This is a genomic window from Roseovarius atlanticus (assembly GCF_001441615.1).
GTDB classification, from domain to species: domain Bacteria; phylum Pseudomonadota; class Alphaproteobacteria; order Rhodobacterales; family Rhodobacteraceae; genus Roseovarius; species Roseovarius atlanticus.
This window is the reverse complement of record NZ_LAXJ01000002.1, coordinates 67619-80642: the sequence shown is the minus strand read 5'-3', so window position 1 is coordinate 80642 and position 13024 is coordinate 67619. Positions and strand designations below refer to the sequence as shown.

Below are 13024 nucleotides of genomic sequence, written 5' to 3'. Positions count from 1 at the left end.
ACGCCACTGCGCTGGGAGTAGCGAACATGCGCGCGGAAGCGAAAAAAACGAGCGGCGACCCCGCATCCGGGCCGAAACGTTTCGTTTTCGTATTGCTGGACAATTTCACGCTGCTGAGCTTTGCCTCGGCGCTGGACTGCTTGCGTATCGCCAACCGGATGTCCGGCGAAACCCTGTATGAATGGGTCATGTCGGGCGAGGCCGATGCAGAAGGCACGGTTTCGTGCTCTGCCGGCTCGCGGTTCAAGGTGGATATCGACCTTGACGAGCTGCGCCGCGAGGATGTCGTCCTTCTGTGCGGCGGGGCCGATATCCAGAAGGCGGCCACCAAGAAGATGCTGAACTGGCTGCGCCGCGAGGCGCGCCGGGGGCCGCGGATCGGCGGGCTGTGCACCGCGTCCTACGTCATGGCCAAAGCCGGACTGCTGGACGGAAAGCGCGCGACGATTCACTGGGAAAACCACGACAGTTTCATCGAAGAGTTCGACGAGGTGGAACTGACCAAGTCGGTCTTCGTGGTGGATGGCAACCGCATGTCGACGGCGGGCGGCACCTCGTCGATCGACCTGATGCTGAAACTCATCGCCGACGACCACGGCGAGCAATTGGCCAACGCGGTCGCAGACCAGATGATCTATTCCTCGATCCGCACCGACCAGGACACGCAGCGCCTGTCGGTGCCCACGCGGATCGGCGTGCGGCATCCCAAGCTGAGCCAGGTCATCCAGATGATGGAAAGCAATATCGAGGAGCCGATCAGCCCCGCGATCCTGGCCAAGGAGGTGGCGATGTCCACGCGGCAACTGGAACGGCTGTTCCGGCGCTATCTCAACCGGTCGCCCAAGCGGTACTACATGGAACTGCGCCTGCAAAAGGCCCGCAACCTGCTGATGCAGACCGACATGACGGTGATCAACGTGGCACTGGCTTGCGGCTTTGCCTCGCCGTCGCATTTCTCGAAATGCTACCGGTCGCATTACGACACGACGCCCTATCGCGAGCGCGGCAGCCACGCGGCACGGTTGTCGGTCTAACGCGGACCCCGTTCGCAACCGCCTTGTCCCCGGCCTCAGAACTCGGCCAGCAGGGCCATGGGATCGGTGTTGAACTTGAAGTTGACCGCGATCACGGCATCGGGCCGCGTGTGAAACAGCGCGAAAGCGTAGATGTAATCGATGCCGCTGTAATACACGTACATTTCGCGCGTCCAATTCTCGCCCAGCTTTTCGGATTTCACGATTTCGACCGTCTCCAGCGGCTGGGGAAAGAGCGCCTGCACCTGTGCCTCGAGCCTTTGCAATTCCTCGGTCGTCATCTCGTCCGACGCACCGAAGGCGCGCATCAGCATGACGATCTTTCGGTTCATCATTCCGTCATCCATGACGCTGCGCATGTGCTCATAATCGCGAAAGATGGACTCGGGCGGCTCTTGCGCGGTCGAAGGAGTTGCAAGGGACACGGCCAGTAAGGAAAGGAGGGCGGCGAAAAGTCTGAACATGCTTCAAATCCCGAGAAGGTATCCCGGTCAGGCTGCCACGAACGGCGCGCATTGCCTAGATGCCGCAGAGACAATCGGATGACGCCTCGCCCGGATGCGTTCAAGTCCGGCGTCCCATCAAAGCAGGTCAAAATGAGGCGCCGGGCGTCAATTTCCTGCTCATTTTAAGATATTGTTCTGCCGGGCCAATGAAATGATCCGGCTTGATGTCTCTGTTTTTAAAGGGCGTAGTGCCCGATCCCGCGCAACGAGACGGCCCGACGACACCGCTGAGTTAAATAGAATTGATTCGTGTAATGTGGCAAACAAGGGGCATTTTGGCTGTTCGCCTCCGGCAGATTGTTTCATACTTTTCAACGGTTCCCGAAATCCGGCTTCATTGAATTCCAGGTTTTGTAAAAAGGGGCGCCAATCCGGCGGCGGAGAAGGTTAACATCCCGCTTTTGCCCCATTTGCCACATTTCCGCCCCATTTCAGGCCGACCTTATCCGCGTTGACGCAAGACGAAGCTGCTTTCGCTGCGCGTCAGCACGAAATGACCGAGAAGAGATCAAAGGCCGAAGGACGCATGATCGACCATCTAGGACGCTTTCTGAAAGACGACTCCGGCGTTGTGAGCGTGGACTGGATCGTGCTGGGATTCAGCGTGATCTGCCTTGGATGTCTTACAGTCGGTACGGCCCGGGATGGAACCTTCGGTCTGGCCGACTCGATCAAGACATCGGTCGAATCCAAATCGGTCGAGGGGGCCGACCGCTGAACGAGAACCCTAGCCGTCCAGGCGAAGCCTGACGGCCCCGAAACGAAGAAGGAAACGCGCTGCCATGTTTTCCGCACTGAAAAACTTCATCGCCGACGAAGACGGCGCCGTTACCGTGGACTGGGTCGTGACCGCCGCGGCCGTGACCTGGCTTTGCCTGGGCGCCTTGCAAACCGCCCAGAACGGGGTCGACAACGTCGCCTCGGCGCTCGAGCAAGGCATCTCCGTCAAATACAACGAAGACAACTGACTAAGGCCCGCCGAGGCGGGCCTTATCCGATCACGCCGGTTGCGGAAAGACGGTTCAGGCTCGTTTGCCCGCGATCTGCCCCACCCCCAGCACATCCAGCACCTTCGCCTCGATCTGCGCGGCATCGAGCCCGGCCACGGCGTACATGGCCGCCGGGCTTGCCTGGTCGATGAAGCTGTCCGGCAAGACCATCGAGCGGAACCGGAAACCTTTGTCGAACACACCCTGCTCGGCCAAGTGTTGCGCCACATGGCTGCCGAAGCCGCCGATAGCGCCTTCCTCGATGGTGATCAGCGCCTCGTGATCGGCAACCAGCCGGTCGATCAGGTCGGTGTCCAAAGGTTTCGAGAACCGCGCGTCCGCGACGGTCGGCGTGATGCCCCGTGCGCCCAGGCCCTCGCAGGCCTTCATCACTTCGCCAAGCCGGGTCCCGAAGGACAGGATGGCCACACGCGCACCTTCGCGGATCATGCGGCCCTTGCCGATCTCCAGCACCTCGCCGCGTTCGGGCATGGTGACCCCCTCGCCCTCGCCCCGCGGATACCGAAAGGCAATCGGCCCGCTATCATGGGCCGCGGCGGTGGAGACCATGTGCACCAGTTCGGCCTCGTCCGCGGCGGCCATGACGGTAAAGCCCGGCAGGTTCGACAGATAGGCCACGTCGAAGCTGCCCGCATGGGTGGCCCCGTCGGCCCCCACCAGCCCGGCGCGGTCGATGGCGAAACGCACCGGCAGGCGCTGGATTGCCACGTCGTGCACCACCTGATCGAACCCGCGTTGCAGGAAGGTGGAATAGATCGCGCAGAAGGGCCGCATCCCGCCCGCCGCAAGCCCGGCAGAGAAGGTCACGGCGTGCTGTTCGGCAATGCCGACATCGAAGCAGCGCGAGGGATAGCGTTTTTCCAGAAGGTCCAGCCCGGTGCCGTCGGGCATGGCGGCGGTGACGCCGCAGATGCGGTCATCTTCGGCGGCATGTTTCAGCAGCGCCTCGGCAAACACCTTGGTGTAGCTGGGCGCGTTCGAGGGCGATTTTTTCTGCTCGCCGGTGGTGACGTCGAATTTCGCGGTAGCGTGCCCGCCGTCGCGGCGGCTTTCGGCCGGGGCATAGCCCTTGCCCTTCTTGGTGATCATGTGGATCAGAATCGGCCCGCTGGCGCGCGCCCTGACCGTGCGCAGGACCGGCAGAAGCTGGTCCATGTCGTGCCCGTCGATGGGGCCAAGATAGCTGAAGCCCAGCTGCTCGAACAATGTACCGCCCACGGCCATGCCCTTGAGCACCTCCTTGGCGCGTTTGGCACCCATCTGGAACGGTTCGGGCAAGAGCGACACCGCGCCCTTGGCGGCGGCCTTGAACTCCTGGAACGGCTCGCCCGCGTAAAGGCGCGACAGGTAGGATGACAGCGCCCCCACGGGCGGCGCGATGGACATCTCGTTGTCGTTCAGGATCACGATCAGGCGCTTTTTCAGGTGGCCCGCGTGGTTCATCGCCTCAAACGCCATGCCCGCCGACATCGCGCCGTCGCCGATCACCGCGATGGCGTCACCGTGGCCGGTCTCGCTGGCACCGCCGAGGTCGCGCGCCGCGGCAAACCCGAGCGCGGCAGAGATCGAGGTGGAGCTGTGGGCGGCACCGAAGGGGTCATAGGGGCTCTCGGACCGCTTGGTAAAGCCGCTGAGGCCTCCCTCCTGCCGGATCGTGCGGATGCGGTCGCGGCGGCCGGTCAGGATCTTGTGGGGATAGCACTGGTGGCTGACATCCCAGATGATCTTGTCGCGCGGCGCGTCGAAGATGTGATGCAGCGCCACGGTCAACTCAACGACGCCGAGGCCTGCACCAAGATGCCCGCCGGTTTCCGAGACCGCAGAAATGGTCTCGGTGCGCAGCTCGTCGGCCAGCTGGCGCAGCTCGGAATCTGAGAACCGCTTGAGGTCGGCGGGGCTGGAAACGGTGTCCAGCAAGGGGGTCTGGGGGCGTGTCACGCGTCGCCGCTCCTTCAAATGTGGCAGCCTTTCGTGCCCGGTTCGGGCCTGACGGCTAGCTTTGCCGCGAGATAACGAAGCGCGCCAGGTCGCGCAAGCGCTCGGCCCGCTTACCATATCCAGATAAGCTGTCACAGGCGGTGTCAACAAGATCGGACGCGCGGCGTTTCGCCTCTTGCAGCCCCAGAAGCGACACGAAGGTCGCCTTGCCGGCGGCGGCGTCCTTGCCCACGGCCTTGCCCACGGCGGTGACGTCACCGGTCTGGTCGATGACGTCATCCTGGATCTGGAACGCAAGGCCGAGCGCCTGCGCATAGGCCAGAAGCGGCGCGGAATCGGCGCGCGCCATCACGGCCCCGGCGCTGGCGGCCCAACCGAAGAGCGCGCCGGTCTTGCCGTCCTGCAAGGCGACGATCTGGTCGAGCGTCAACGGATCGGCTGCGGTTTCTGCCGCGATATCAAGGGCCTGGCCCAGAACCATGCCGTCCTTTCCGGCGGCGCGCGCGAGGGTCAGGGCAAGATCGGCACGCGCCTCGGGCGTGGCGGCACCATCGGGATGCGCGGCCATCTCGAACGCGAGCGATTGCAGCGCGTCACCCACCAGAACGGCGGTGCCTTCGTCCCATTTGACGTGCACCGTGGGCTGGCCCCGGCGCAGATCGTCGTCATCCATGCAGGGCAGATCGTCATGCACAAGGCTGTAGGCGTGCATCGCCTCAATTCCCGACGCGGGAAAGACTGCCCGGGAAGGGTTAACATCGTGCAAACGGGCCGTTTCCATCACCAGAAAGCCGCGCAGGGCCTTGCCGCCGAACAGCGCGTGGCGCATGGCGGCGTGCAGCCGCAGATCGCCGGTGATCTGAGCCTCAAGGCAGGTGCGTATGGCCGCCGCGTCCGCCGCCAGCGCGGACTGAAGCATCAGAGCCCCTCGACCGGGGTGGTGCCCTTGGGTGTGCCGTCACCGTCGAGCGTGATGGCGGCGACTTTCTCTTCGGCCTCTTTCAGCTTGGTTTCGCAGCGTTTTTTCAGCTTGGCCCCCTGCTCGTAGAGGGCAATGGATTCGTCCAGCGGAACGTCGCCGCGTTCCAGCCGGGTGACGACGTCCTCGAGCGCCTTCATCGCTTGTTCGAAAGACATGGTGTTGATCGCGTCGTCGTCCATTTCTGCGGCCTCTTGCATGGGTTTTCCGCAGGCACCATAGCGGTGCCGGGCCAAGGCTTCAATTCGGTTGACGCCCCGGGGGGCATGGGAAAAAATACCGCCCATGACGTCCTTTTCCACGACCGACATCCCGGCACTGGCCGACCCTGATCTGTCCGGCCTCGTGGCCCGGCGGCTGGAAGAGGCAGGTGCGGAAGATGCCGCGTTTTCAACGGCTCAGGTGACGGAGCTCATCCGGGAGGTTGCCGGTAAGCGGGTCGTGTTGCGCGGCAAGATCGGGGGGCAGCCGGCGGTCTTCCGGCTCTATCTCGACCGGGTCGAGGATTGCACGCGGGACTGGAACGAGCTGTGCCGGATTTGGCCCAAGATGCGCGAAGGGGATTTGCGGGTCTGCGCGCCGCTGGGATTTGCGCCCGAGGCCGGGGTCATGGCGGTGGCGGAGGTCGAGGGGACGCCCTTGCTGCAATGGCTCTACGGCGCGCCCGAGACCGAGCGGGCGCGGTATCTGGAGCCCGCGGCGCGGTGGTTGCGGGCCTATACGGAATGCACCGAAACCGAGGCCGCTGCCCAGCCCGCGGGATGGGCCAAACGGGCCGAGCGGGCGGCGAAAACGCAGGCGTTCATCCGGTTGAAACGGGTGGAGAAGCCTATCCTGAAAGAGATCCTGCGCCTGGTGCCGCTGTTGGACGACAGCCAGTGGCGGTTTGCCGTCTCGCATGGCGATTTTCACCCCAACAACCTGATCGTGAACGGAAATATGGTGACCGGGATCGATTGCGGCGGGTCACGCCCGGCGCCCATTTACAAGGATATGGCGCGGTTCCTGATGCATATGGGCCGCCGCGCGATGATCCCGTCGGGAGAGGTCTATCTTGGCGTGGACCGGCAGGGGTTCATCGCCTTTTGCGACGCCTTCCGGCTGTCGGCGGAAGAGCGAGAGATCACCCTGCCCTTTTTTATCGCCGTCGAGGCGCTGTTGCGGGCCGAGACGCGGAATTTGCCGCAAAGCCGGGTGCGGCGGGCACGGCAGATGTCGGAGGCGCTGCTGGGCGACCTGGAGCGGATCGGCCGCTGAGCGACTCGAAGGTTAACGGCGGCGAAACCGCGAAAACCACGTCGGTAATGCGTCGGTATTTCTACGGTATCGCGTCGGTGCCATTGGACGGACGCTCGGATGACGACACCGTACGATGTACCTCAGTCGTGTCAGGGGATGGCGCCTCCGGGTTGTAGGACGCCAAGCAAGATGACCGCGCCCGGATCGCCGTCGAGGAACCCCAGCACCACTTCGTCGCCCTCCTCGGGCAGAAGGCCGCCGCTTTCGGAATGTGTGGCAGACGGTCGGGCGATACGAACCCAAAGGCCGTGCGCGCTGTCGGGGACCAGAGGCAGGGTCACCTTCACGTGGAACGGCCCCGACGGGTCGTTATAGGTTTCCAGAACCCTGCCGATATGCACTCCGTGCCGCGATGCGGGATGCGCCTGGGTCGTGTCGGCCAGCGGCGGCAGGCCGATGTTGACGGTACTGGTCCAGTCGCCACCGGAAAGATGGTGGACCACGCGCGACACGTAAGCCGTTCCGTTGAAGCGGTCCCCGAGACCGGCCAGCACGACCACGGTGTCAGGGCGCAGGCCAGCGTTTCCCGGACAGGTGATGGCGCCGGTGATGCGGGACAGCCGGATCCGTTGCAGCAGGGCGGTGGCGCGGGCGTCCAGATCTTGGGTGTCGGTAACGGTGAAGGTCCAATCCCGCAGACCGGCCGCATCGGCGAGTTTCGTCCCGGTAATATTGCCTTGTTGGTTGGCGTCAGGCTCATCGGCAGTTGCCGTCTGTACCGTGCCGCTGACCGGGTCCCAGGCAGAAAGGGTCACGCCCGGCCATTGCCCGGTGGCGTCCAGAGCCAGATCGGCCTCCAAGAGAGACTCGCCAAACGTGATTTCCAGATCCGCGCCATCAAGCGTGGGCGGGGCGCTGCGCAGGGTGCCGTCCGCTACGGTCAGGATATGCCCGTTCCGGCGCGCGAGGTGCAGCAGGTAGTCCCAGTCGGTGGCAGCACCCTGGGCGTGATAGTCCCTGACGGTCGTGGTCGAGGTGATGTCGGCGCTGTGACCCGCCGCTGCCGCCAGGTCCTGCATCAGGTCGGAGTCCGTCTTCTCAAAGCTCATGGAGCCGCTGCGGCTGCGGCTGAGCTTGAAGGCGGAATCGTGACAGGTCAGCGTGAGGGTGCCCTCGCCGCTCTGATCGACGCCGATCGCGTGGCGCAGGATGACTCCTTGGAAGATCGTCTTGTTGTCGTCATGGTAACCTGCCTTGAGCTCGATCCGCTGGCCGGGCACGAACGTGCTGCTTTCGCTGACGCTGAAGGTTTCCTCGGCCTGGTCCCCATCGGAAAGAACCAAAGTGGCGGTCGGAATCGTCTCGACCGCATGGTCGGTCCGCAAGCTGCGGACCTCGACGCTGTCGGGGATCGTGGCGCCGTCGACGAGAACTTCAAGCGAGACGAGATCGGCATTGGGGGACAAGACGGACTGGGGCATGGCGGCTCTCCTGTTGACGCTAGGTTAACAGGTGACTGCCAGATTGCATCAGGGGATTTCGCCGCGCCGCGTGTGAGCCCTTGCGGCCGTGGGTCTTAGCGGCCCTTGAAGAGACCGCCCAGAATACCGCGCACGATCCGGCGCCCGGTGGTGCCGCCCAGTTCCTTGACCACGGCGTTCATTACGGCACCGCCGATACTGTCGCTTTTCCTGCGGCTGCGCGAGGACGATCGATCGACGCGAGAGCCGGAATAGCGGCGGCCCGCGTTGAATTCTCGTTCGGCGGCGGAGTGTTCCTCGGCGGCGGTTTCGGCCTCTTCGGCCTCCTGCGCGGCCGTCTCGGCGCGTTTCGCCAGGATCTCGTAGGCGGAGTCGCGGTCCAGGACGGTTTCATACTTGCCCGCCACCGGCGAGGCGGCGATGACACCGGCCCGCGCGGCGGCGTCGATGGGACCCAGGCGCGAGGATGGCGGGCGGATCAGCGTGCGTTCGACGATGCCGGGCACGCCCTTGTCCTGCAGCATCGAGGTCACCGCCTCGCCGGTGCCCACGTCGCGGATGGCGTCGGCGGTGTCGAAGCGGTCGTTGGGGCGATAGGTCTCGGCGGCGCGTTCCAGCGCCTTGCGGTCGCGGGCGGTAAACGCGCGCAGCGCGTGCTGCACCCGGTTGCCCAGCTGGCCCAGGATATCCTCGGGCACGTCATCGGGATTCTGGGTGATGAAATAGACGCCGACGCCTTTGGAGCGGATCAGGCGCGCGACCTGCTCGACCTTGTCGATGAGCGCCTTGGGCGCGTCCTCGAACAGCAGGTGCGCCTCGTCGAAGAAGAAGACCAGCTTGGGCTTGTCGGGGTCGCCCACCTCGGGGAGCGTCTCGAAAAGTTCAGACAGAAGCCACAGAAGGAAGGTGGCGTAAAGGCGCGGGGCGCCCATCAGCTTGTCGGCGGCGAGGATGTTGATCTGGCCGCGCCCGTCGGCGGCGGAGGTCATGAGGTCCGACAGTTCCAGCGCGGGTTCGGCGAAGAACTGGGCGCCGCCCTGGTTTTCCAGCACCAGAAGCGAGCGCTGAATGGCGCCGACGGATTGCCGCGAAACGTTGCCGTAGCGCAGGCTGAGATCGCCGGAGTTTTCGCCAACCCAGACCAGCAGCGCCTGAAGGTCCTTGAGATCCAGGAGCGGCAGGCCCTGTTCGTCGGCCACGCGGAAGGCGATGTTCATCACACCTTCCTGTGCCTCGGTCAGTTGCATCAGGCGGGAGAGGAGCAGCGGCCCCATCTCGGCCACGGTGGCGCGGACGGGATGGCCCTGTTCGCCGAAAAGGTCCCAGAAGGTGACCGGGAAGCTGTCATAGGTATAGTCGTCAAAGCCGATGGTCGTCGCGCGGCTTGTGAAGGCCTCGTGCAGCTTGAAATCGGCCGATCCGGCGGCGGCGAGGCCCGAAAGGTCGCCCTTCACGTCCGACAGAAAGACCGGGACGCCGGCGGCAGAGAAGCCTTCGGCCAGGATTTGCAGCGTGACGGTCTTGCCGGTGCCGGTGGCCCCGGCGATAAGCCCGTGGCGGTTGGCGTATTTCAGGGCAAGCCCCTGTTTCTCGGCGTAATCGACGCCACCACCGCCCAAGAAAACCTTGTTTTCCAAGCCCCTGCCCCTTTGCCCAAGTTATTTCACGATGCGACCATACAAAATTAACGATTGTCTGCCAGTGTTTATCTCGTCCCGGGCCTCATGTCCTCTTGGTCCGGGGCGACTTCCTCCCTGTCAGACTGGCCGCGCCTTCGGGTGCGGCCTTTTTTCGTCCGTGGCTGCGCGGCCAGAGTCAGGTGGGCTGGTGCGGGCACAACCGATGCGGGTATCCTGTTGTAATGGCTCGATAAGTTTTTTTGATGATTGCCTGTTGACGGCTCGTCGGAACTGTCCTAGCGTCTGGTCAATAGATAAGTCGGCCAGTCCGGCAGGGAGAATTGGGAAAGAGACCTTTTGGGTCTCTTTTCCTTTTTGACGGGGTGCGTTGTGCTGTCATTTCAAAGGGATAGCAAGCTCAATGTCCGGCGCGGCGGCGGCGAAATTCCGCCTTGCGCCGGCACGGGCGTTACGGTTTTATCCTGACACTTGCAATCACCCATGTTAGAGCGCACGCAGCTTGATTTCAGACAAGATAACGGGGTCCCAATGACCAGACTTTTGCACACCCTTCCCTTTCTCGTTCTGCTGGGCGTCGGCTCGGCGCTGAGCGCGCAGGAAACGGAAGAGACCCAGGACGCGGCAGAGGGCGCCGCAGCGACGGAGACGGAAACCACCGAGACAGAGACCGACGCGCAAGCCGGAGCGGATGAGACCGAAGAGCCCGCAACGGAGGCGGATGGACAGACCGGCGCGGCCGGCGGGCTGGATTTGGGCCGCGAAGAGCAGGAAGACCCGTCCTATATCAAGGAAACCTTCGGCGACTGGCAGCTTCAGTGCTTCCGCAGCGAAGCCGGCGAAGACCCCTGCCAGATGTACCAGCTGCTGCGTGAGGATGGCGGCAACCCGGTGGCCGAGTTCAGCCTGTTTAAACTGCCCAGTGACGGTCAGGCCGTGGCGGGTGCCACGATCGCGGTGCCGCTGGGCACGTTGCTGCCGCAGGGCCTGAAGATCTCGGTCGATGGCGGCAAGGCCAAGAACTACAACTATTCGTTCTGCTCGATGGGCGGCTGCTTTGCCCGCATAGGGTTTACTCAGGCGGATATTGCGGCGTTCCAGGCCGGGGCCAACGCCCGCCTGACGCTGGTGCCGGCGCAGGCCCCCGACCAGGTGGTCGAGATCGAGGCCTCGCTGTCGGGGTTCACCGCGGCCTATAACGAGGTGTCGGTGCTGGAGGAATAAACCCCCGGTCACACACGAGATTGAGAGGCGCCGCTCCTGACCTGGGGCGGCGTTTTTCGTTTCTGCTTCTGGTGGCCTGACGATGACGATGGACAAGAGCGGAGCGCAGTGTTTGGTTCGAGCCTTTGTGAGACACGTGTGATCCATAGATTCGAGCGCCATTGACGGGCCGCGGCGCGGCGATCCTACGATGGTTCGGCAGCGCTTAATCCCAGCCAAATCCGAACAAGAATTGAGCGATGCACCCAGCCTCACCCAATCGCCGGGCCGTGGGGGCGGCCCGTCGATGGCGCGGGGCCTGCGGCCTGATCCCGCGCCGGGGCTGTAGGTCAAATGTCTTTTTTGTCCGGACGCCCGCATCGACTGTCGGAATCGAGTTCCATGTGACGTCTATCGTAGGGTGGGGTTCTATCCCACATTTCCCGTCGCGGTGGGGTAAAACCCCACCCTACACGTCTTTTTCGTCCCGCAAAGCTGACGCGGAACGCCAACCGTGACCGTCAGGCAAAGCGCTTGAGCGCCAGCACCGCGTTGAGGCCGCCGAAGGCGAAGGCATTGGAGAGTGCCACGTCGACCTTTGCCTCGCGCGCCTCGTTGGGCACCACGTCGAGCGCGCATTCGGGGTCGGGTTCGTCGTAGTTGATGGTGGGCGCGACGATGCCGTCGCGCAGGGCCATGATGCAGGCCAAGAGTTCGACCGCGCCGGTGCCGCCGATCAGGTGGCCGTGCATCGACTTGGTCGATGAGATCATCAGGCGGTCGGCATGGGCGCCGAAGACATCCGCGACGGCGGCGCTTTCGGTCTTGTCGTTTGCGGCGGTGCCGGTGCCGTGGGCGTTGATATAGCCCACGTCCGAGGCGTTGATGCGGGCGTCGCGCAGGGCGCCGGAAATGGCGCGGGACGCACCGTTCTTGGAGGGCATGACGATGTCGGCGGCGTCCGAGGACATGGCGAAGCCCGCCACCTCGGCCAGGATTTCGGCGCCGCGCGCCTTGGCATGTTCCAGTTCCTCGAAAACGAAGATGCCCGCGCCCTCGCCCTGGACCATGCCGTTGCGGTTGGCCGAAAACGGGCGGCAGCCGTCCTTGGACATGACGCGCAGGCCTTCCCACGCCTTGACGCCGCCGAAGCAGAGCATGGATTCCGACCCGCCCGCGATCATCACAGGCGTCAGGCCGCCATGCACCATCTGGAACGCCTGCGCCATGGCGTGGTTCGATGATGCACAGGCGGTCGAGACGGTAAAGGACGGACCCTTGAGGTTGAATTCCATCGACACGTGGCTGGCCGCGGCGTTGTTCATCAGCTTGGGCACGACGAAGGGGTGGACGCGGTTCTTGCCCTCTTCGTAGACCGAGCGGTAGTTTTCATCGAGCGTGGTCATGCCGCCGCCCGAGTTGCCCAGCACCACCCCGGCGCGCGCCGCAAGCTCGCCTTCGAATTTCAGGCCCGATTGCGCGATGGCCTCGCGCGCGGCCACGAGGGTGAACTGGGTGAACCGGTCGTAAAGCGCCAGTTGCTGGCGGTTGAAGCGCTCCTCGGGCTCGTAGCCCTTGACCTGGCCGCCGATCTTGATGGCCAGGCGGTCGACGTCGCGGATATCCAGCTCGGAAATGCCGGAGCGGCCCTCGCGCATCGCCTCCAGCGTGTCTGATACGTTGGCCCCGAGCGCGTTGATCGTGCCCGCGCCTGTTATGACGACCCGCTTCACGCCTTTTGTTCCGCCACCAGCTTCTCGATTCCCGCCACGATGGAGGCGACGGACGAAATGTCGAAATCGCTTTCCTCGGGCGCGTTGGCGTTGAATGGGACGGAAATGTCGAACGCTTCCTCGATGGCGAAGATGCTTTCGACAAGGCCGAGGCTGTCGATGCCCAGCTCTTCCAGCGTGCTGTCCATCGTGACGTCAGACGGCTCCAGCACCGCCTGTTCGGCAATGATCTCGATCACCTTGTCCTTGGTATCCATGCTGCAC

General features: G+C 64.0%; 13 protein-coding genes. 5 read left to right on the top strand and 8 right to left on the bottom strand.

All coding sequences use genetic code 11. The features are described from left to right. Positions 1–26 precede the first annotated feature (26 nt). Entirely contained in the window at positions 27–1034 is a 1008-nt protein-coding gene (locus XM53_RS00645) for a GlxA family transcriptional regulator (protein WP_057789270.1), read from the top strand. A 35-nt stretch (positions 1035–1069) separates the two neighbouring features. On the opposite strand, the gene XM53_RS00640 is transcribed toward XM53_RS00645, so the two are convergent. Continuing rightward, positions 1070–1498 carry a hypothetical protein gene (locus tag XM53_RS00640; RefSeq protein ID WP_144435402.1) on the bottom strand — a complete coding sequence of 143 codons (429 nt, stop codon included), beginning with the start codon at positions 1496–1498 and terminating at the stop codon, positions 1070–1072. Positions 1499–2066: 568 nt separating this feature from the next. On the opposite strand from XM53_RS00640, the gene XM53_RS00635 reads away from it, so the two are divergent. Beyond that, positions 2067–2258, top strand: coding sequence for a hypothetical protein (locus XM53_RS00635; RefSeq protein WP_236544391.1), 192 nt, complete (start codon positions 2067–2069; stop codon positions 2256–2258). Positions 2259–2322: 64 nt separating this feature from the next. Then, complete coding sequence (locus tag XM53_RS00630; RefSeq protein WP_057789265.1) at positions 2323–2508, top strand: Flp family type IVb pilin; 186 nt, start codon at positions 2323–2325, stop codon at positions 2506–2508. A gap of 54 nt (positions 2509–2562) precedes the next feature. On the opposite strand, the gene dxs is transcribed toward XM53_RS00630, so the two are convergent. The 3 genes from dxs to XM53_RS00615 are packed head-to-tail and all read right to left on the bottom strand — an operon-like array spanning position 2563 to position 5667. After that, on the bottom strand, positions 2563–4488 hold the full coding sequence (dxs, locus tag XM53_RS00625) for a 1-deoxy-D-xylulose-5-phosphate synthase (RefSeq protein WP_057789263.1): 1926 nt from the start codon (positions 4486–4488) through the stop codon (positions 2563–2565). A gap of 55 nt (positions 4489–4543) precedes the next feature. Then, on the bottom strand, positions 4544–5407 hold the full coding sequence (locus XM53_RS00620; RefSeq protein ID WP_057789260.1) for a polyprenyl synthetase family protein: 864 nt from the start codon (positions 5405–5407) through the stop codon (positions 4544–4546). Continuing rightward, a complete protein-coding gene (locus XM53_RS00615; RefSeq protein ID WP_236544390.1) occupies positions 5407–5667 on the bottom strand; it encodes an exodeoxyribonuclease VII small subunit in 261 nt (86 codons plus the stop codon). The genes XM53_RS00620 and XM53_RS00615 overlap by 1 nt, the downstream gene beginning before the upstream one ends. Positions 5668–5752: 85 nt before the next feature. Here XM53_RS00615 and XM53_RS00610 point away from each other — a divergent pair, with 85 nt between their 5' ends. Further along, positions 5753–6724: a phosphotransferase gene (locus XM53_RS00610; protein WP_057789258.1), complete on the top strand. Its 972-nt coding sequence runs from the start codon at positions 5753–5755 to the stop codon at positions 6722–6724. A 131-nt stretch (positions 6725–6855) separates the two neighbouring features. Here XM53_RS00610 and XM53_RS00605 read toward each other — a convergent pair whose 3' ends face one another. Together XM53_RS00605 and XM53_RS00600 are read right to left on the bottom strand one after the other, a co-directional pair. Further along, the gene (locus XM53_RS00605) at positions 6856–8187 is read right to left on the bottom strand and encodes a phage baseplate assembly protein V (RefSeq protein WP_057789257.1); all 1332 of its coding nucleotides are present in this window, start codon (positions 8185–8187) and stop codon (positions 6856–6858) included. A gap of 95 nt (positions 8188–8282) precedes the next feature. Next, positions 8283–9824 (bottom strand): helicase HerA-like domain-containing protein, encoded by a 1542-nt coding sequence (locus XM53_RS00600; protein WP_057789255.1) that lies wholly within the window; start codon positions 9822–9824, stop codon positions 8283–8285. Positions 9825–10355: 531 nt separating this feature from the next. On the opposite strand from XM53_RS00600, the gene XM53_RS00595 reads away from it, so the two are divergent. Beyond that, positions 10356–11048, top strand: coding sequence for an invasion associated locus B family protein (locus tag XM53_RS00595; protein WP_236544389.1), 693 nt, complete (start codon positions 10356–10358; stop codon positions 11046–11048). Positions 11049–11548: 500 nt separating this feature from the next. Here XM53_RS00595 and XM53_RS00590 read toward each other — a convergent pair whose 3' ends face one another. Then, complete coding sequence (locus XM53_RS00590) at positions 11549–12760, bottom strand: beta-ketoacyl-[acyl-carrier-protein] synthase family protein (RefSeq protein ID WP_057789252.1); 1212 nt, start codon at positions 12758–12760, stop codon at positions 11549–11551. Next, positions 12757–13017 carry an acyl carrier protein gene (locus XM53_RS00585; protein WP_057789250.1) on the bottom strand — a complete coding sequence of 87 codons (261 nt, stop codon included), beginning with the start codon at positions 13015–13017 and terminating at the stop codon, positions 12757–12759. Before XM53_RS00585 ends, XM53_RS00590 begins: the two co-directional genes overlap by 4 nt. Positions 13018–13024 lie beyond the last annotated feature (7 nt).

Bases quoted from the DNA above. Each gene is read 5' to 3' on its own strand.
- XM53_RS00630 (WP_057789265.1), top strand. From the start codon at position 2,323: ATGTTTTCCGCACTGAAAAACTTCATCGCCGACGAAGACGGCGCCGTT.
- XM53_RS00635 (WP_236544391.1), top strand. From the start codon at position 2,067: ATGATCGACCATCTAGGACGCTTTCTGAAAGACGACTCCGGCGTTGTG.
- XM53_RS00595 (WP_236544389.1), top strand. From the start codon at position 10,356: ATGACCAGACTTTTGCACACCCTTCCCTTTCTCGTTCTGCTGGGCGTC.
- XM53_RS00615 (WP_236544390.1), bottom strand. From the start codon at position 5,667: ATGCAAGAGGCCGCAGAAATGGACGACGACGCGATCAACACCATGTCT.
- XM53_RS00620 (WP_057789260.1), bottom strand. From the start codon at position 5,407: ATGCTTCAGTCCGCGCTGGCGGCGGACGCGGCGGCCATACGCACCTGC.
- XM53_RS00605 (WP_057789257.1), bottom strand. From the start codon at position 8,187: ATGCCCCAGTCCGTCTTGTCCCCCAATGCCGATCTCGTCTCGCTTGAA.
- XM53_RS00640 (WP_144435402.1), bottom strand. From the start codon at position 1,498: ATGTTCAGACTTTTCGCCGCCCTCCTTTCCTTACTGGCCGTGTCCCTT.
- XM53_RS00610 (WP_057789258.1), top strand. From the start codon at position 5,753: ATGACGTCCTTTTCCACGACCGACATCCCGGCACTGGCCGACCCTGAT.
- XM53_RS00585 (WP_057789250.1), bottom strand. From the start codon at position 13,017: ATGGATACCAAGGACAAGGTGATCGAGATCATTGCCGAACAGGCGGTG.
- XM53_RS00645 (WP_057789270.1), top strand. From the start codon at position 27: ATGCGCGCGGAAGCGAAAAAAACGAGCGGCGACCCCGCATCCGGGCCG.